Annotated in this window: 13 protein-coding genes; 3 read left to right on the top strand and 10 right to left on the bottom strand. The window is 67.4% G+C overall.

From position 1 onward, the window contains the following. Nucleotides 1–453 carry a hypothetical protein gene (locus EV648_RS19200; RefSeq protein ID WP_241995366.1) on the bottom strand — a complete coding sequence of 151 codons (453 nt, stop codon included), beginning with the start codon at nt 451–453 and terminating at the stop codon, nt 1–3. Nucleotides 454–764: 311 nt separating this feature from the next. Here EV648_RS19200 and EV648_RS19210 point away from each other — a divergent pair, with 311 nt between their 5' ends. Beyond that, the gene (locus EV648_RS19210; RefSeq protein WP_199234696.1) at nt 765–2,444 is read left to right on the top strand and encodes a PEP/pyruvate-binding domain-containing protein; all 1,680 of its coding nucleotides are present in this window, start codon (nt 765–767) and stop codon (nt 2,442–2,444) included. 171 nt (nt 2,445–2,615) lie between these two features. Here EV648_RS19210 and EV648_RS19215 read toward each other — a convergent pair whose 3' ends face one another. The 7 genes from EV648_RS19215 to EV648_RS19240 all read right to left on the bottom strand — a co-directional run bounded on the left by EV648_RS19215 (nt 2,616) and on the right by EV648_RS19240 (nt 8,034). Beyond that, nucleotides 2,616–3,512 (bottom strand): IS3 family transposase, encoded by an 897-nt coding sequence (locus EV648_RS19215; protein WP_241995367.1) that lies wholly within the window; start codon nt 3,510–3,512, stop codon nt 2,616–2,618. Nucleotides 3,513–3,514: 2 nt separating this feature from the next. Then, nucleotides 3,515–3,808 (bottom strand): transposase, encoded by a 294-nt coding sequence (locus tag EV648_RS19220; RefSeq protein ID WP_132293273.1) that lies wholly within the window; start codon nt 3,806–3,808, stop codon nt 3,515–3,517. Nucleotides 3,809–4,020: 212 nt separating this feature from the next. Next, nucleotides 4,021–5,127, bottom strand: coding sequence for a hypothetical protein (locus tag EV648_RS19225; RefSeq protein WP_199234697.1), 1,107 nt, complete (start codon nt 5,125–5,127; stop codon nt 4,021–4,023). After that, on the bottom strand, nt 5,124–5,300 hold the full coding sequence (locus tag EV648_RS42660; protein ID WP_158294023.1) for a hypothetical protein: 177 nt from the start codon (nt 5,298–5,300) through the stop codon (nt 5,124–5,126). Before EV648_RS42660 ends, EV648_RS19225 begins: the two co-directional genes overlap by 4 nt. A 90-nt stretch (nt 5,301–5,390) precedes the next feature. Continuing rightward, nucleotides 5,391–6,242, bottom strand: a complete 852-nt coding sequence (locus EV648_RS19230) for a DUF72 domain-containing protein (protein ID WP_132293276.1) — start codon at nt 6,240–6,242, stop codon at nt 5,391–5,393. Between the two features lie 120 nt (nt 6,243–6,362). Then, nucleotides 6,363–7,442 (bottom strand): inositol-3-phosphate synthase, encoded by a 1,080-nt coding sequence (locus EV648_RS19235; RefSeq protein ID WP_132293279.1) that lies wholly within the window; start codon nt 7,440–7,442, stop codon nt 6,363–6,365. A 10-nt stretch (nt 7,443–7,452) separates the two neighbouring features. Further along, the gene (locus EV648_RS19240; protein ID WP_132293282.1) at nt 7,453–8,034 is read right to left on the bottom strand and encodes a PadR family transcriptional regulator; all 582 of its coding nucleotides are present in this window, start codon (nt 8,032–8,034) and stop codon (nt 7,453–7,455) included. Between the two features lie 489 nt (nt 8,035–8,523). Between EV648_RS19240 and EV648_RS19245 the strand changes: the two genes are divergently transcribed. Further along, complete coding sequence (locus EV648_RS19245) at nt 8,524–10,740, top strand: transglycosylase domain-containing protein (protein ID WP_132293285.1); 2,217 nt, start codon at nt 8,524–8,526, stop codon at nt 10,738–10,740. A gap of 220 nt (nt 10,741–10,960) precedes the next feature. Continuing rightward, complete coding sequence (locus EV648_RS19250; RefSeq protein WP_241995368.1) at nt 10,961–12,070, top strand: mannosyltransferase family protein; 1,110 nt, start codon at nt 10,961–10,963, stop codon at nt 12,068–12,070. On the opposite strand, the gene EV648_RS19255 is transcribed toward EV648_RS19250, so the two are convergent. Both EV648_RS19255 and EV648_RS19260 read right to left on the bottom strand, forming a co-directional pair. Next, nucleotides 12,048–13,322, bottom strand: a complete 1,275-nt coding sequence (locus EV648_RS19255) for a transglutaminase domain-containing protein (RefSeq protein WP_132293288.1) — start codon at nt 13,320–13,322, stop codon at nt 12,048–12,050. The genes EV648_RS19250 and EV648_RS19255 overlap by 23 nt on opposite strands. A 275-nt stretch (nt 13,323–13,597) precedes the next feature. Next, nucleotides 13,598–17,560: a GH92 family glycosyl hydrolase gene (locus EV648_RS19260; protein WP_241995369.1), complete on the bottom strand. Its 3,963-nt coding sequence runs from the start codon at nt 17,558–17,560 to the stop codon at nt 13,598–13,600. Between the last annotated feature and the right edge of the window lie 273 nt (nt 17,561–17,833).

The raw sequence follows: 17,833 nt of genomic DNA on the forward strand, positions 1-17,833 counted from the left end.
TCACGCCCTCACACCGCCGCCCGCCTCGGCAGAGTCGTCAGCAGGGCGCCCGCTGCGAGCGGTGAGCCGGTCGAACCGCTGCTGGCAAGCCTGCGGCGAGTTCAACCCGAGCGCGTCGGCCATCTGCGCCCAAGTGAGCCCAAGCCCACGGGCCGCGAACAACAACCCGGTCTCGAGCTGATCGAGCTCGGCCCGCGCCGCCGGCAACAACTGCAACGCAGCCACCGCCGCATCCGTCAGCTCCTGATCCGGCGGACTCCCGAACCCCGCCGACCCCGGCCGCGACAGAAAGAACTGAATCAAGTCAACAGCCGAGGGCGGCATAGACCCAGCCTGCCAGGGCCGCCGCTCCAGCCCATCAGCCCCCGCCGCCAACAACAACTCCCGCGCCTCGCGCTCCCGCTGCGCCTGAGCCTGATCGTCAGCCCCACTGCCCTTGTCATTGCTTCTCACCCGCAAACAGTCCATCATCAACAAAATGTTGTCAACATCATGTTGAAGCCCGGTACCAGCAGAAAGGCAGCAGGAGAGCAGGAAGAGCGTCCGCGCTCGCAATCAGCCCGGCAAGACCCACCCGCAATCGCCCGGCAGGACGCCACATGCGCAATCGGCCCGGCAAGACGGCACACCCGCAATCGGTCGGCAAGACGGGCACACGCCCAAATCGGCCCGGCAAGACGCCGCACGGGCAAATCGGCCGGCAAAACCCGCACTCGCAATCGACCGGAAGGAAAGGGTCATTGATCACCGGACAGGGAGGGTCTTTGATCATCCGTCTCGCCGACGCCACACCGGAGAACGCCGGCCCCAAAGCCGCGACCCTAGGCAGACTCGCCCAGGCCGGCTTCCCGGTCCCACCGGCCTTCGTCATCCCCGCCGACATCTACCGCGATTTCGTCAGCGACCTGGACCTGCCCACCGCCCTCTCCACCCACGGCCCAGCCGAAGCCCGCCGCCTGATCAAGCACCACCCCCTCCCACCCCGGCTGCTCAAAGAGCTGACCGAGGCACTAACCGACCTAGCCAACCTCCCCCTCCCATCCTGGCCGCACGGCCAGTCAACCGAGGCCCTAGCCGAGTTGGCCAACCTCCCCGCCGCGTCCGGGCCGCACGGTCAGGCGACCGAGCCTCTGACTGAAGCCAACCTCTCCGTCCCATCCAGACCGCACGATCAGGCGACCGAAGTCCTGACCGAGCTCGGCAGGGACCCTGCACCGCAGCGTGAACCCCACCGCTCGCCGGGGTCCTCAGTGCCGCCAGTCGCAATCCCGCCGGACCCAATCCCGCCGGACGCAATCCCGCCGGTCGCTGTGCCGCCAGCCGCTGTACAGCCACTCGCGCTGGCGCCCGTCGCTGTGCGTTCGTCGGCCTCCACCGAAGACAGTGCCGCAGGCTCAGCCGCCGGACAGTACGACTCCTACCTGGGTGTGCAGGGGATCGACGCAGTCGCCGACGCGGTCCGCGCAACCTGGGCATCTCTGTGGACCCACCGAGCAATCACCTACCGCCAGGCACCCGGACCGTCCCCCGATCCGGCCATGGCGGTGATCGTCCAACGCCACATAGACGCCGAGGTGGCCGGCGTCCTCTTCACCGCCGACTCGACCACCCCCGGCGGTGCCTCCCTCATCGAAGCATCCTGGGGCCTCGGCGAAAGCGTCGTCCAAGGCCTCGTAACCCCCGATGCCTACACAGTCACCCCCACCGCCATCCTCGAACGCCACCTAGGAACCAAGCTCACCCGAGCCGACCGCACCCAGACCGGAACGACCACTCCAACGCGAACGACCACTCCAACCGGAACCACCACCACCCCCGTCGCCCAAGCCAACCGCGAACGCCCCTCCCTGACCGATCCCCAACTCCACCACCTGAACCAGCTAGGCCGAGAAGTGGCCGCGCTCCTAGGCACGCCCCAAGACATCGAGTTCGCCCTAACCCCCACCCACCTCTGGCTTCTCCAATCCCGCCCCATAACCACCCCGGTCCCCAACACCACCCGAACCGCAGCGTCGAACGCCCCCGTCGTCAGTACGTCGGCTACTTCAACAGCAGCCTCGCCGCCAAACACCTCGGGAGAAGGCGGCTCGAGGCTGCGCGGCCTCGTCGAACCACCGGCAGCTCTTCAGGGAACCGCTGGAAGTGCGGGGGTCGTATCGGGTCCGGCTCGGCTCGTGAACGGACCTGAGGACTTCCGGCGAGTGCAGGCCGGCGACATCCTGGTCTGCCGTTTCACAGACCCCGCCTGGACCCCACTGTTCACGATCGTGTCGGGAGTGATCACCGAAACCGGCGGTCGCCTGTCCCACGCCGCGATCGTCGCTCGCGAACACCGCATCCCCGCAGTCCTCGGCGTCCCGTCCGTCATGACCACCCTGCACGACGGCCAACCCGTCACCATCAACGGCACCCCCGGCACAGTCCACCCAGCGGCAATCCCCTGAAACCGTAGAGACTTCAGTTTTGTTGTTTTCGGTTGGTTGGCCGGTGTCCGGCTGGCTGCGTTGGGAGCTCGCCCGGAGCCGGGGTCATGGCTGGCCGGAGGCCACCCGGAGGGCTGGGCCTTGACGCCGGGGAGGACGAGGTCAGGCTGAGCTGCGCGGGGATCCGGTCGTTCATGCTGCCTGGTGTTGTGGGTCGTTGCCGGTGTGAAGGGTGTGTTCGTAGTCGATCGGGGAGCGCATGCTGAGCGCGGAATGTCGCCGCTCGTGGTTGTACTCCTCGATCCAGGCGGCGACCCGGGTGCGGGCCTGTGTCTTGGTGGTGAAGTGCTCGAGCCTGCGCAGTTCGAACTCCACGGTGGAGTGCCACGCTTCGATCACCGCGTTGTCCAGCGCCGACCCGGGCCGGCCCATGGACTGGGTGACGCCGAGCCGGGTGCAGGCGGCCCGGAAGGTGCCGGCGGTGTATTCGCTGCCCTGGTCGGTGTGCATGATCACTGCGGTGATGGCTTCGCGGCCGCCGCGGACCGCGATCGCCATCACCAGCGCGTTGTAGGCGAGTTCGGCGTTGTGGTGTTCACCCAGGCTGAACCCGACGATGCGCCGAGACGCCATGTCCAGGACGCTGTCGAGGTGGAGCTTGCCCTCGTCGGTGGGGATCTCGGTGCCGTCGCCGTACCACTTGTGGTTGAGCCGGTCGGTGGCGAAGTCGCGTTTGATCAGGTCCGGCGCCCGCCACTTGCCCCGGCCCGGGCGGGTGGTCTGCTTGCGGCGCCGTTTCCGCCGGGCCTGCAGCCCGAGCTCGCGCATGAGTTCGGCGACGGTGTTCTGGCTGACCCGCCAGCCCTCGTCGCGCAGGTCGGCGGTGATCCGTGGTGACCCGTAGGTCCCGTGATGCTTGGCGAACCACCGTCGGATCGCGATCTTCAGCTGTTCGCGCCGCGCGTGCCGGGGCGAGGCGTCGCCGTGGCGCCACTTGTAGAACCACGCCTGGCTGACCCCCAGCGCCCGGCAGCTGAGCGCGTGCGGCACCCGGTAGGTGTCCCTCTGGGCAGCGATGAACGCGGCCACGGCTACCGGCCCATCGCATCCTTGACCCAGAGGGCCACCGAGCGCTTGAGCACATCACGCTCCATCGCCAACTCCGCGTTCTCCCTGCGCAACCTGGCCAGCTCGGCCCGCTCGTCCTCACTCAACTGCCCGTCACCACCGTGGGCCCGCCGGTCCCCGGCCACCCAGTTCGCCAACGTGCCCGCGTTGACACCCAGCTCGCGGGCCACCTGCGCGATCGGCCTACCGGTCTCCCGGACAATCCGGACCGCACCCTCGCGGAACTCCCGATCAAACTTCCGTCGTGCCTCAGCCATCACCCTCACCTTCTAAGAGGATGTCTCCACGCTACGAGGGGAAACCCACTAGACACAGCGGGATCTGGTGGCGCGCAGGGGGAGATGTTGCTCCTCGCATGGGGTTGCAGCGCCCGTGTCGGTCAGGGAGTTCTCGTTGGAGACGTTGTTCCGGGATCGAACGTGGCGATTGGTGGGTTGCAGCGGTTTCGGGGGTGGAGTGTCTGGGTGGGCTAGCGGGTTGGGGGTGAAGGCGTTGGCCGGTGTGGGGGTTGTTGGGTGGGCGCGGCTTGGGGTTGGGATCCGTTGGTGGGGTGGTGGGTGGACGGGGTTGGTGAGGTCAGGCCGGAGAGGGCTTGGTGGAAGGCGGCTTGGGGGTCTTGATGGATGGGCTTGGGGGGAAGCGATTTGAGGGTGGCCGGCTCGGGGTCGGGGATCACTGGGACGGCTGGCTTCGCGGCGGGCGCCTCGGAGGTGGCCGCCTTGGTAGTCGGGCGATGGTGGGTGGGCGTGTAGTGGGATTCGGTGGTGGTGAGGTTGTTGTGGAGGAGGGTGAGGATTCGGGTGCCGGCTGAGTGGGAGCGGGAGGAGGCGAAGCCTCGGGGGAAGGGTTCGTAGGTTTCCAGGGCCTGGAAGGAGGAGCGGAGGGCCTTCTCCAGGTGAAAGCGGACGCCTGGTTGCTGGTCTGGAGGGACCAGGACGGGGAGGCGGGACGAGCGGTAGATGAGGTCTACTGCGACCGGCCATTGGTGTTCGGCGGTTTGGCGGTTCAGGCGGTGGAGGGTCTCGCCGTGGGGGAGGTTGGCCTGGCGGTCTATGTCGTTGGTGAGTAAGCGGACGGCTGGGACGAAGGCGGCGTACGAGGGTTCGCTGCGGACGGTGGTGATGCCGGGGGCAACCTTGTCGATGCCGAGGTGGCGGATGTAGTCGTTCAGGTGGTCGTGGGCCCAGGCTTCGGCGACGCCCTCCTCCAGGTGGCGGCTGCCGGGGACTTTGAAGGCCGCCCGGGCTGCTTCCTGTGTGGCGCCGACCGGGCCGAGGAAGTGGGACTGCTCGTGCAGGAGGGTGACCAGCGCTTCGCGGTAGCGGGTCAGGTCTGCGTCGGAGTGTGGATAGCCGGAGCGGTCGTACATCTCCTGGAGTGGGTTCAGGATGCACTCGCGGTCCAGGTGGAGGGTGCCGTCCCAGTGAGCCAGGCCGAGGATGCCCTCGCCGGCTTCGACGACCTTGCCGCTCCAGGCAGTCTGCTCGGCGCCGCTGATCTGGACAGCTGCCTGGGCGTGCTGTTCGAGCAGCTCCGCCAAAGAAGTCGGAGTGGCTGATGTCGGAGCCGAGGTCATGGGCGTAGCGCCTTGGCCAGGCGGACGAGGGAGTCGGCTGAGCGGCGAAGGTTGGCTTGTTCGCGTGGGTCTTCGCAGGTCTCCGCGCGCCGGCGGAGATCGGCGATCAGTACCTGGGTTCGCTCGTAGCGGTCGTCTGTCGCGCTGGTGGGCTTGCTGGGGTCTTGGTCCATGGCTGTCCTCCCGGGAGTTGTTCCTCGCCGGAGAACATAGGGAGATTCATCTGCCGCTCAGCCGCGGATTTCCTGCCTGTGGATAACGCCCTAGAAGAGCGTCGGCGGTTCGGCCGGGATCGGCTCGGGCAGCGGATCGAGCTCCGGCACACGGACCCGGACGTCGTCATGGAACCGACGAGCCAGCGCCAGGGACTCGGCGTTGTCGGGGGTGTGGAGGAAGATCGTGGGTGAGCGACCTTCCCGCAGCCACGAAGCGGCCTGGTCGGCGAGGTACTGCCAGCCTTTGATCGTCACGTCGACGTCGTCCCGGCCGATGTAGCGCACGATCGGATACTCGGTGAGCGCGCGTGTCCGGCGCTGCACCCGCGGTTTGTTCAGCCAGGCCTCGCGCTCGCCGTAGCTGGTCGCCGGAGTCTGGAACAGCGTCACCGTGTCGAACGGAACCCACTCGGCTCCCGCTCGCGCAAGCACCTGCTCGAGTTGCCACGCCGGACGCTCTTCTTCGAAGAATGCCGGATGCCGTACTTCGACCGCATAGCGGAAGCCGGTCGGGGCGTGGTGCAGGAAGGCAGCCAGTGCGCCCAGGTCGGTTGGAGCGAACGAGGCCGGGAGTTGGATCCACAAAGCGTGGGCCCGCGGACCAAGCGGCTCCATCGCTGTGAGGAAGGTCCGCAGTTCCTGGTCGACGTTGTTGAGGCGGTGCTCGTGGGTGATGACCTTCGGAAGCTTCAGGACGAAACGGAAGTCCGGTGCGACCTGGCCGGCCCACATCTCCACGGTTGCTCGGGCGGGCGTGGCGTAGAAGGTGGTGTTGCCCTCGACGGCGTTGCACCAGCTCGCGTAGGCGTACAGGCGTTCTTTGGGTGGTAGTGGATGCGGTAGGAAGCGGCCCTGCCACGGTACGTGCGTCCACATCGCGCATCCCACGTGAAGCCGCATGGGGAAAACCTAGTGGGCCTTCAGGTTGCTGGACGAGTGGCCGGAATTGGCGGAGCCCCCGCCGCCGGATGGTCCGGCTGCGGGGGCCCCGTCCTGCTCGGGCTGCGGTGGCGGCCTGGGTCAGCGGTCTACCTCGCCCTTGATGAACTTCTCCACCAGGTCGCGGCAGACGTCGTCGGCGTACTGCTCCGGCGGGGACTTCATGAAGTACGACGAGGCGGACAGGATCGGGCCGCCGATGCCGCGGTCCTTGGCGATCTTCACGGCGCGGATCGCGTCGATGATGATGCCGGCCGAGTTCGGCGAGTCCCAGACCTCGAGCTTGTACTCCAGCGACAGCGGGACGTCGCCGAAGTTGCGGCCCTCGAGCCGGATGAAGGCCCACTTGCGGTCGTCCAGCCAGGCCACGTAGTCCGACGGGCCGATGTGCACGTTGCGCGGGTCGATGTCGTCGACCAGCTGCGAGGTGACGGACTGGGTCTTGCTGATCTTCTTGGACTCCAGCCGTTCGCGCTCCAGCATGTTCTTGAAGTCCATGTTGCCGCCGACGTTCAGCTGGTAGGTCCGGTCGACGGTGACGCCGCGGTCCTCGAACAGCTTGGCCAGCACCCGGTGGGTGATGGTGGCGCCGATCTGCGACTTGATGTCGTCGCCGACGATCGGCACGCCCGCCTCGGTGAACTTGTCCGCCCACTCCTTGGTGCCGGCGATGAACACGGGCAGCGCGTTGACGAAGGCGACCTTCGCGTCGATCGCGCACTGCGCGTAGAACTTCGCGGCCTGCTCCGAACCGACGGGCAGGTAGCAGACCAGTACGTCGACCTTGGCCTCACGCAGTGCCGCGACGACGTCGACCGGCGACGCTTCGGACTCGGTGATGGTCTCGCGGTAGTACTTGCCGAGACCGTCGAGGGTGTGACCGCGCTGCACCGTGACACCGGTCGGCGGCACGTCGCAGATCTTGATCGTGTTGTTCTCGCTGGCGCCGATCGCGTCGGCGAGGTCGAGGCCGACCTTCTTGCCGTCCACGTCGAACGCGGCGACGAACTCGACGTCGCGGACGTGGTACTCGCCGAACCGGACGTGCATCAGACCGGGCACGCGCTCTTCGGGCTTCGCGTCGCGGTAGTAGTGCACGCCCTGGACGAGCGAGCTGGCGCAGTTGCCGACACCGACGATCGCTACGCGGATCGAAGTCATCTGGAACTCCTTAATTGGGGGGTGTTGCAGGCGGTTGGTGCTGTTCAGGGGGCCGCTGCTGGCGTCGTTCGCCGTCGATCAGCTCGTTCAGCCAGCGGACCTCGCGCTCGGCCGACTCCAGGCCGTGTCGTTGCAGCTCGAGGGTGTACGCGTCGACCCGCTCCGCGGTCCGGCTCATCGCGGCCCGGAAGTTGGCCAGCCGCTCCTCCATCCGGGCCCTGCGACCCTCGAGGATGCGCAACCGGGTGGCCGGATCGGTCCGGCCGAAGAACGAGAACCGGACGCCGAACGTGTCGTCCTCCCACGCCGATGGACCGGCGTCGTGCATCGCGCTCGCGAAGTGGTCCTTGCCGTCGGCCGTGATCGTGTAGACGATCTTCTGCCTCCGCCCGGCGTCCGGCGTCCCGGCGTCGGCGGAGATCAGTCCGTTGCGGAGCATCGCCTTCAGACACGGGTAGAGCGACCCGAACGACAGCACGCGTCCCCAGCCGAACTGGGCGTTGACGCGCTTGCGGAGCTCGTAACCGTGCATCGGCGCTTCGTGCAGCAGGCCGAGTACGGCGAGCTCCAGGACACCAGTGCGGTTTCCCATGACCCACCTCCCTCGACCTAGGTTGTCATGACCTGATGTATCGGTTCGATACATCGCATCGCCACTGTAAGCACGGCGATCTCCGTCCACAACTCCTGACAAAGGTGGACTTTGTCAGGTCCGTCACGCCTAGTCGGGCCGAAACCTGTTACATCAGGCGCTGTGCTGCGTTATCCAGCTGACACAGAGTCTTGGCGCGAGAGCGGAGGGTCATAGCCGACACCCATGCGCGGAGGACGAGGGGCCGCTGACCCAGACCGCACTCCGGTTCACCGGCTTCACCGAGAAGTGATGGGCTACGCCTTCACCATGTCCTGGCCTGTTTCCTGGCCGAGTTGCTCGCCGTGACTGTCCTTGCGCCATACGTGATCGGCTGAGCGGTGCGGGTGACCGCCCTAGCCGCTACGATCCAGGCGGAATAGGGAGCGCTACCACATCGCCCGTACTCTGGGTCGCAATGACTTCAGCGAGATCGTCGAGGATTGCACTGTGAGTGAAGCTCGTAGGAAGGCCCCTTCCCGTGCGCGCGCAAAGAAACATTGGGCACTGAGGATCGCGGGCTGGCTGCTGGCACTGTTCTTCCTCGGCGTGATCGGGGCTGCCGCCACCTTCTTCATCGGGTACCAGACCACGGACATCCCGGACCCGAACAAGGAGTTCGCGACCAACACCACCACGGTCTACTACTCCGACAACAAGACGGTGCTCGGCACGTTCTACGAGCAGAACCGGCGCTCCCTCCCGCTGGCCAAGATCCCGAAGCACGTCCAGGACGCGGTGATCGCGGCCGAGGACCGGACCTTCTGGACCAACCCGGGCATCTCGCCGTCGGGCATGGCCCGCGCGGCGTTCAACATCGCCCGCGGCGAGCAGTTGCAGGGTGGCTCGACGATCACCCAGCAGTACGTGAAGATCATGTACCTGACCCAGGAGCGGACCTTCTCCCGGAAGTTCTCCGAACTCTTCATCGCCACCAAGCTGAGCCGCTCGGAGGACAAGAAGAGCATCCTCGAGGGCTACCTCAACACCATTTACTTCGGTGAGGGCGCGTACGGCATCTCCGCGGCCGGCCAGGCGTACTTCGGGGTGGGCAACCCGCAGAAGCTCACCGTCCCGCAGGCGGCCCTGCTCGCCACGGTGCTCAACAACCCGACGGTGTTCGACCCGTACGACAAGTCCCCGACCACGAAGAAGCGGATCCTCGAGCGCTACCGCTACGTGCTCGACGGAATGCGCCAGACCGGCACCATCACCGACGCCCAGGCGCAGGTGTACAGCAAGCAGATTCCCAAGGTCGTGACGGCCAAGCGGAGCGACCGCTTCAAGGGTCCGCAGGGCTTCCTGCTCGACATGGCCCGCAAGGAACTGGTGAAGGTCGGCATCCCCGAGGACGAGATCAGCGGCGGCGGCCTGCGGGTGGTCACCACCTTCGACAAGAAGCTGCAGGACGACATCGTCAAGGCGGGCACCGAGCGATTGCCGAAGAAGCGGCAGAACCTCCACGTCGGCATGGCCTCGGTCAAGCCCGGCACCGGTGAACTGGTCGCCATGTACGGCGGACCCGACTACCTGAAGAGCCAGCTGAACTGGGCCACGCTGAAAGCCCGGCCGGGGTCGTCCTTCAAGCCGTTCGCGCTCGCCGCGGCGCTGCAGGACGGCAGGAGCATCTACGACGTCTTCCAGGGCGACAGCCCGATCGAGGTCCAGGGGCTCAAGCTCAACAACGAGTTCGACGAGGACTACGGCGACGTCAGCCTGCTGAAGGCGACGCAGGAGTCCATCAACACCGCCTTCTACGACCTGGTCGACAAGCAGATGGACAACGGCCCGGACAAACTGGTCGACGCCGCCGAATTGGCAGGGATCCCGAAGACGACGGCGCTGGAGCGTGGGCGCAACAACCCGTCCACGGTGCTGGGACCGGACCCGTACGCCTCGCCTGTCGACATGGCGAACGCGTACGCGACATTCGCTGCCGGGGGCAAGTTCATGCCGGTGCACACGATCAAGTCGGTCAAGGGTCTGGACAACAAGACCAAGTGGTCGGACACGTCCCTGAACAAGCTGGGCAAGCAAGTCTTCGAGCCCGAGATCGCCAACACGGTCAACTACGTGCTGCAGAACGTCGTCGAGAAGGGCACCGGCGAGGACGCCAAGGAGCTCGATCGTCCGGTGGCCGGCAAGACCGGTACGGCCGGTGGTGTCGCCCTCGAGCACCGCGCGGCGAACGCCAAGTGCGACGGCTGCAAGGACGGCGATGACACGTTGACCTCCTGGTGGGCCGCTTACACGCCGCAGTTGTCGACAGCCGTGCTCTACAGAGCCGGCGCGAGTGGTGAGGGCGACCTCGACCCCTACAGCTCGGACAAGGCCTTCTTCGGTGGCAACTGGCCGGTGAAGACCTGGCTGGCCTTCATGGAGCCGGCGCTCGACGGACAGGAGGAAGCCGAGTTCCCCGAGCCGGACGAGGACTCGATCAAGGACACCTCGACGCCGACGTTCACGCCGAGCGAGCCGCCGCCGAACACCCCGAGCGACCCGCCGAGCCGGACGCCCTCGCCCACTCCGGACAAGCCGACGGACACGCCCACCGACAAGCCCACCGGCAAGCCGACGAGGACCAAGACACCGAGGCCGCCCTGGCCGACGTTCACCCCACCGGTTACTACGCCGAACCAGCCAGGCGCCAACCCCGACAACGGCTGACCACGGAGACGGCACCCTTGACCCGGGTGCCGTCTCCGTTTCATGGAGAGTGACTTGGGATGGGGCACCATGGGGATGTGGCGGGTGACGAGGCGGTCGGGCGCGTGCGGCTGGGCCTGTGCGCAGAAACGAGCGCCTAGTGGTGGTTGAGCGGGCGGCTGACGAGGAGCGGCCGGGCAGGGCGAGGCGGGCTCGGGAGGCTGGTCGGTTCCGGGAGTTCGTGCCTGACCTGATGGCCCGGGAGACGCTCGGCTGGTGGCTGGTCAGCAGGATCGGGATCTTCGTCCTGTCGATCTCCGCGCCGATGCTGTTCAACCGCGGCGACACCTACCCGAATGTCTGGCGCGCCTGGCTGCAGTGGGACGTATGGCACTTCAAGGCGATCGCCGACTTCGGCTACAACAACGGCGAACCCTCCGGGGCGCCGCTGGCCGCGTTCTTCCCCGGTCTGCCGTTCCTGATGCGCTGGGTCGGCTGGATCGGGATCGGCCCGGTCGCGGCCGGCATCGTCATCTCACTGGTCGCCAGCGCCTTCGCGGGAGTCTCGCTCGCCCGGCTCGCGCAGTACGAGTTCCCGCAGCTCGCGAACCTCGGGCCAAAGGCGGCGCTGATGTGGTTCGCGGCGCCGGTCGGCGTGTTCCTGGCCGCGCCGTACACGGAGGCGCTGTTCTGCGCCTGCGCTTTCCCCGGCTGGCTCGCCGCGCGACAGGGCCGCTGGGCGCGCGCGGCGATCTTCGTCGCGCTGGCGTCGACCGTCCGGGTGTCCGGGATCTTCCTCGCCTTCGCACTGGTGGTCGAGTTCCTGACCTCGAAGAAGCGCGACTGGCTCTCCATTCCGTGGCTCGCGCTGCCGGCCATCCCGGTGCTCGGCTTCATGGCGTACCTGAAGCAGATCCACGGCTCCTGGTTCGCCTGGCAGGAGGCGCAGGAGAAGGGCTGGGCGCGCGAGTTCACCGAGCCCTGGATCTCCCTGATCCACACGGTGGAGGCCGCGACCAAAGGGCACTTCTCGGCGGATCGCAGTGACTGGACCTGGATGTTCCGCGCCGAACTGGTCGCGCTGGTCGTCGGCCTGGTGCTGCTCGTCTGGTTGCTCTGGCGCCGATCCTGGGGCGAGGCGGCCTGGGTGGCGAGCACGGTCGCCGCGTTCGTCACCTCGTTCTGGATCTACTCGCTGACCCGCGCGACGCTGCTCTGGTGGCCGCTGTGGATCGGCCTGGCGGTGCTCGCGGAACGAAGACCGTGGCTGGGCCGCCTCTATCTGGCGGTGGCGATACCCCTCGGTGCGATCTGGGCAGCCGCCTTCTTCACGGGCCGCTGGTCCGGCTGACCTCGCGCACCAGGTAGCTGAACCTCCGCGCCGCCGTTTCGCCGTACGGCGTGACGATGGTGACGGCGAGTTCGTGGACGCCGGGGGTGAGGTCGAGCGTCCGCTCCTCGGTGTCGACCACCTCCGTGCCGGTGCGCAGCCGGATCCCCGTGCCGTAGGGATGGGAGTGGCTGAAGCGCACGGTCGACGTGGTCCCGGTGCCGTCCAGGCCCGTGGTGATCGCCGACAGGCGCGGATAGGCGAGATCGCCGTCGCGCAGCAGCCTCGGAGTACGGATGGCTCGCATCGCCTGGAAGACCGGCGCGAACGAGCCCTCGGCCCAGGTGTATCCCGTGGTCGTGGCGGACGCGAAGTACGTGAACCAGGCCGCCGCCTGCTGCTCCGTCAGCGACTCCACCGCACCAGCCCCGACGAACGCCGGTACTGCGGACCCGGCCGCGGCCAGTCGCTGCAGTTCCTGCACGCCGAGGGGGTTGCCATCGGTATCGGTCCAGTACGAGCCGTTCTGCCCGTCCAGCAGCACCCACCGGTCGAGGTCGTCGATCCACGCCTCGCTGACCACGTGGCCCCGGCCGACGCCGACGTGGTGGTTCAGCTGCCGCAGATCGACCCGCCGCGACGGAATCCGTACCGCGTTGAGCGCCTGGCTGAGCACGATCGAATACTCGACACAGGCGAATCGCGCGCCGGCATCCACACGTTCCAGCACGTTCAGCGCGTCCGGGTCCTCGACGTGGTCGTTCGCGTGGGCCCAGGAGTCGTGCACCCAGGCGAGCAGCCGGGTGGCCGTCTCCCAGGCCGACCCCGAGGCCTCGGGCAGCCGCTCCAGCAGGGCCGCCTCGCGCTCCGGGCTGATCCGGTAGAGCTCGACCGGCAAGCTCGGACCAGGCTCCGGCCACTCGGTCAGCTCCACGAGCGGCAGTGGCACATTCGCCTGGATCCGGCGCTGCAAGTCCGGCCAGGTGGCGTCGACACCGAACAGCTTCTCGAGTTCCCCCTCGAACAGCTCCGGCTGGCTGAACCCGCCGGCGATGCTCTCCTTCAGCAACCCGACCGCCTCGGGCGACCCGAGACGCCGCGCGGCGATCGCGGCAGCCGGCCCCCAGAGATGAGCCCACCACTGCTCATCGGCTCGCAACTCGCCCACCAGGTCCAGCAGCGACTGGTCGTCCTCATCCCGCGCGAACTGCTCGGCCCGAAGCCGCAGCTCAGCCAACTCACGCGACGGCAGATCATCCACAGGCTCGGTCACCCGGCCATCATCAGCCCGGTGAGGGTCGTCCCACCCACGCGGTGATTGTCCGGGATGTGGACAGTTTTCTGGGAAGGCAACCTATCGTGGGACTCGCTCGTCAGTAGGAGTGTTGGGGTGGCAGGCCGGGCGGGGTCGCCACCCCTCCACTTCTCTGCACGACACCACAAATGTCCGGCGGAACCTCTCAGGGGCAGGTTCCGCCGGAAATTTTTTGCCCGGACAGACCTACGGCGCCCGCCGGCCGAGGAGTCGGCCGGCAGACGCCACGAGGATCAGCCGTAGTTCCGGTCGATGGACTGCGACGGGGTCGGGCTCGGCTTGGTCTGGGCCACCCGCTGGTCACTCGGGTGAGTGCCCGCCTCGACTCCCTTCAAGGTGCCGAGCAGCTCGAGCTCGGACAGCGTCACGCCGTCCGCGCCCGCCGCCGGAGTCATCACCAGCCGGTACTGCGTGTACGGCTTCGGCGCGACGACGCTGAAGGACCGGGTGTACGACGTGTTGGCCCAGGTCTGACCCGTACGCCGGTCAACCGTGGCCCAGGTGGTCCCGTCGTTCGAGCCTTCCAGGACCCACGCCGACGGCGCAGTACCGGTGTTTCCGCTGGTCAGGCTGTACATCGCGACCGGGCGACCCTGCTGCAGCTGGACTGTCACCGTCGGGGTGGCCCCGGTCAGCGTGACCTGCTTCTTCGAGTCGTTGTCGGTCAGAGCGGACACGTCCATCCCACCGGCGGCGGTGACAGCGCCTTCGTCCTCCGTCGAGTCGCGCCAGGTCTTCGGGTCCTCGCCCGGCTTGGTGAGCGACGGGGGAGCGTCGTTGCGCCCGGTGCCCCAGCTGGACGGCTTGTCGGTCATGTCGAACTCGATCTTGCCGCCGTCGGCGATCAGCGAGTGCGGCAGCGCGGTCGAGGACCACTTCTTGCCGTTCACCTTGACACCCTTGACGTACAGGTTCTTCGCGCTGTTCTTCGATGCGCTGACCACCAGTTTCTTGCCGTCCGCCAGTCGCACGGTCGCCTTGGTGAACAACGGAGCACCGATCGCGTACGTCGGCGAACCGACCTGCAGCGGGTAGAACCCGAGCATGCTGAACAGGTACCACGCCGACATCTCGCCGTTGTCCTCGTCGCCCGGGTAGCCCTGGCCGATCTCCGAGCCCAGGTACAGCCGGTCCAGCACCTCGCGGACCTTCTCCTGGGTCTTCGCCGGCTGACCGGTGAAGTTGTACATGTAGGCGATGTGGTGCGACGGCTGGTTGCTGTGGCCGTACTGGCCCATCCGGACGTCCCGCGCCTCGAGCATCTCGTGGATCGTGCCGCCGTACCCGCCGGTGTGCAACGCGTCCTCCGGAGTGCTGAAGAACTCGTCGAGCTTCTTCGCCAGGCCGTCGCGACCGCCGTACAGGGCGGCCAGTCCGGCGCCGTCCTGCGGGGTGGAGAACGCCATGTTCCAGGCGTTCGTCTCGGTGTAGTCGTGACCCCAGTCGCGCGGGTCGAACGTGCTGGGGGAGTTGCCCCAGACGCCGTCCGGACCCTTGCCCTGGAAGAAGTTCAGCGCGGGGTCGAACAGCGTCACGTAGTTGCGGGCCCGGTTCAGGTAGTAGTCGTAGTTGTCCAGGTACTCCTGCTTGCGCGGGTCGTCCTTCTTGGCGGCGTCGTACAGCGCCTTCGACATGTTCGCGATGCCGAAGTCGTTGATGTAGCCGTCCATCGACCAGCTGAAGCCTTCACCGGTGGTGTTGGCGGTGTAGCCGTTGAAGACGCCGAGGTCGAGACCCTTGCGGCCGACATTCTGTGTCGGCGGCCGGGCAGCCGCGTTCTTGAGGGCCGCGTCGTACGCCGCCTGCACGTCGATGCCCTTGATCCCCTTGAGGTAGGCGTCGGCGAAGGCCACGTCCGAGCTGGTGCCGACCATCAGGTTGGCGTAGCCCGGGGAGGACCAGCGGGAGATCCAGCCGCCGTCCTTGTACTGCTGGACGAACCCGTTCACCAGGTCGGCGGCCTCGTCCTGCGCGAACAGGCTGTACGCCGGCCAGACGGTCCGGTAGGTGTCCCAGAACCCATTGTTCACGTACGTCTGCCCGGCCACGATCTTGGAGCCGGTCGTCGTCGGGGTGTCCGCCCCCACCTTCGCCGACGTCGGCGACGCGTAGGTGATCACCGGCTTCTTCGCGGTGCCGGTGTTCTCGGAGCCGTTGTTCGGGTAGAGGAACAGCCGGTACAGGTTCGAGTAGAGCGTGGTCAGCTGGTCGGCGGTGGCACCCTCGACCTCGATCGTGGTGAGCTTGGCGTCCCACGCCTGCTGGGCGGCCGCCTTCACCTTGTCGAACTTGCTGCCCTCGGCGAGCTCCAGCTCGAGGTTCTTCTTCGCCTGCGCGGTGCCGATCAGCGAGGTGGCGATCCGCAGTTGCACCTGCTTCACCTTCGCGTCGAAGGAGAAGTAGCCGCCCACGTTCGCGCCGCCGCCGTCGGCCAGCTTGCCGCTGGCGGTCACCTTCTGGTCGACCACGCCGTACACGAAGAGCCGGCCGGCGCCGGTGGACAGGCCGCTCTTCACGTCGCTGAAGCCGGTCACCACGCCGGTCTCGGCGTCGAGGGTGAGGCCGCCGAGGTTGCTGGTGTTGTCGAAGATGAGCGAGGCCTTGCCGGCCGGGAAGGAGAAGCGCAGCATCGCCGCGTGGTCGGTCGGGGTCAGCTCGACCGCGTTCCCGTTGTCGAACGTGACGCCGTAGTAGTACGGCCGGGCGATCTCGTTGTCGTGGCTGAACGCCCAGGCGCGGGCGTCGCGGTCCGCGGTCGGGGTCTCCGCCGTGGAGGGCATCACCTGGAAGGTCTGCCGGTCACCCATCCACGGACTCGGCTCGTGGCTGATCGAGAACGCCTCGAGCTGCGGCTTGTTCTGGTCGTTGTTGCCCTTGGCGTAGTCGTACAGCCAGGAGGTCGATCCCGCGTTGGTGACGGGCGTCCAGAAGTTGAAGCCGTGCGGTACTGCGGTCGCCGGGAAGTTGTTGCCCCGGGAGAAGCCGCCGGTGGAGTTCGTACCGCGGGTCGTGATCGCCAGGTCCGACGGGTGCTTGGCGGCGGTCTTCCGGGCAGCGTCGTCCGGGTTCGTCGCCTTGCTGATCCGTACGTCATCGATCCAGCCGCGGAAGTCCGCCGGGCCGGACGGCTTGTCGTAGCCGACCAGGATCCGCTTCACCGTCTTGCCGGCGGCCACCTTGCCCAGGTCGGCCTCGATGTTGTTCCACTGGTTCGTGGACAGGCCCTTCGCGTCACCCTGACCGCGCGGGCTGAGCGGGAAGCCGTGGTGGTCCGTCGCCTTCAGGTCGCTCAGGTAGGTGCCGTCGGAGAACGCCAGGTCCACCGCCGCGAAGGTGCTCGGATAGCTCAGGTCGCCCTCGACGTGCTCGGGGAAGATCTTGTACGCCAGCCGGGTGTCCTTGCCGACCTTCAGGTCCACGTCGGCGATCTTGTTCCAGGTGAAGCCCCGGCCCTCGGCGGTCTGGTGGCCTGCGTACCGGAAGGACTTCACGCCGGTGAAGCCGGTCCGGGCACGGGCGTTGTACGCGCTGGTCGGGCCCGAGTCGAGCCGCGACTCGGCGGTCGCGCCGGGAGGCGGCAGCGGGTCGCCGTTGGACAGGTACCAGTCGGCCAGCTGGACGATGTCCTCGCCGTGGTTCAGCGTGATGTCCAGCTTGAAGAACTTGTACGCAGTGTCATTGCTGAAGGTGTATTCCTTCGTCTGGAACCGGTTCTCGAAGTCCTCACCCGTCCGGGTGTCCAGGGTGGTCCAGGTGGTGCCGTCGTTCGAGCCGGACACCGTCCAGTTCTTCGGGTCGCGGCCGTCGGCGTCGTTCGCCGAGGTCAGCGCGTACTTCTTGATCGTGACCGGGGCCGACGTCTCGTAGACCAGCCAGCCGGTCGGCTCGAACACCAGCCACTTGGTGAACTTGTCGCCGTCGGCCACGTTCGTCGCGATCTCACCGCCACCGATGTTCTCGTCGTTCGCGGTCACCTTGGTGACCTTGTCCATCTCGCTGCCGCCGATCCCGGTCGGCGTCGGGCCTTCGACGCCGCCGGCCCGCGGTTCCCCGTCCGGGCCGGTCTCGACCTCGTCGGTGTAGCCGGGTTGCGGCTGGCCTGGTTCGAAGGAGGTGAAGAAGGAGGAGGACCCGGCGACGACGGGCTGGGCCGTCGGTGCTTCGGCGGGTACGGCGGCGCTTGCTGGCTGCGTCATGGCAGTCATTGTCACAACAAGCCCGAGAGACGTGACGAGCCCCAGGGGGCGGCGGAAGTTCATCTACGGCTCCTAGCAGGACAGACCGGTGCCAGGAGCCCGGATCGAAGGGTCCCCCACACCGAGATGTTTACGCGGCCCCGATGACAAGGTTGTCAGCACGCGTCGGGGCCGATCCTGCCCACCATCGTCACCCGCGGTCAAGGCCTCGTCGCACACCGTCCGCCCATGGCGCCCGATCAGACGCCGAACGGTCGTTCCGGGCGACCGGCG

This window comes from Kribbella sp. VKM Ac-2568 (genome assembly GCF_004345365.1).
In the GTDB taxonomy this organism is placed as follows: Bacteria; Actinomycetota; Actinomycetes; order Propionibacteriales; family Kribbellaceae; genus Kribbella; species Kribbella orskensis.

Excerpts from the sequence above, each read along its gene's own strand:
- EV648_RS19220 (WP_132293273.1), bottom strand. The coding sequence starts at position 3,808 with ATGGCTGAGGCACGACGGAAGTTTGATCGGGAGTTCCGCGAGGGTGCG.
- EV648_RS19225 (WP_199234697.1), bottom strand. The coding sequence starts at position 5,127 with ATGACCTCGGCTCCGACATCAGCCACTCCGACTTCTTTGGCGGAGCTG.
- EV648_RS42660 (WP_158294023.1), bottom strand. The coding sequence starts at position 5,300 with ATGGACCAAGACCCCAGCAAGCCCACCAGCGCGACAGACGACCGCTAC.
- EV648_RS19230 (WP_132293276.1), bottom strand. The coding sequence starts at position 6,242 with ATGCGGCTTCACGTGGGATGCGCGATGTGGACGCACGTACCGTGGCAG.
- EV648_RS19235 (WP_132293279.1), bottom strand. The coding sequence starts at position 7,442 with ATGACTTCGATCCGCGTAGCGATCGTCGGTGTCGGCAACTGCGCCAGC.
- EV648_RS19240 (WP_132293282.1), bottom strand. The coding sequence starts at position 8,034 with ATGGGAAACCGCACTGGTGTCCTGGAGCTCGCCGTACTCGGCCTGCTG.
- EV648_RS19260 (WP_241995369.1), bottom strand. The coding sequence starts at position 17,560 with ATGACGCAGCCAGCAAGCGCCGCCGTACCCGCCGAAGCACCGACGGCC.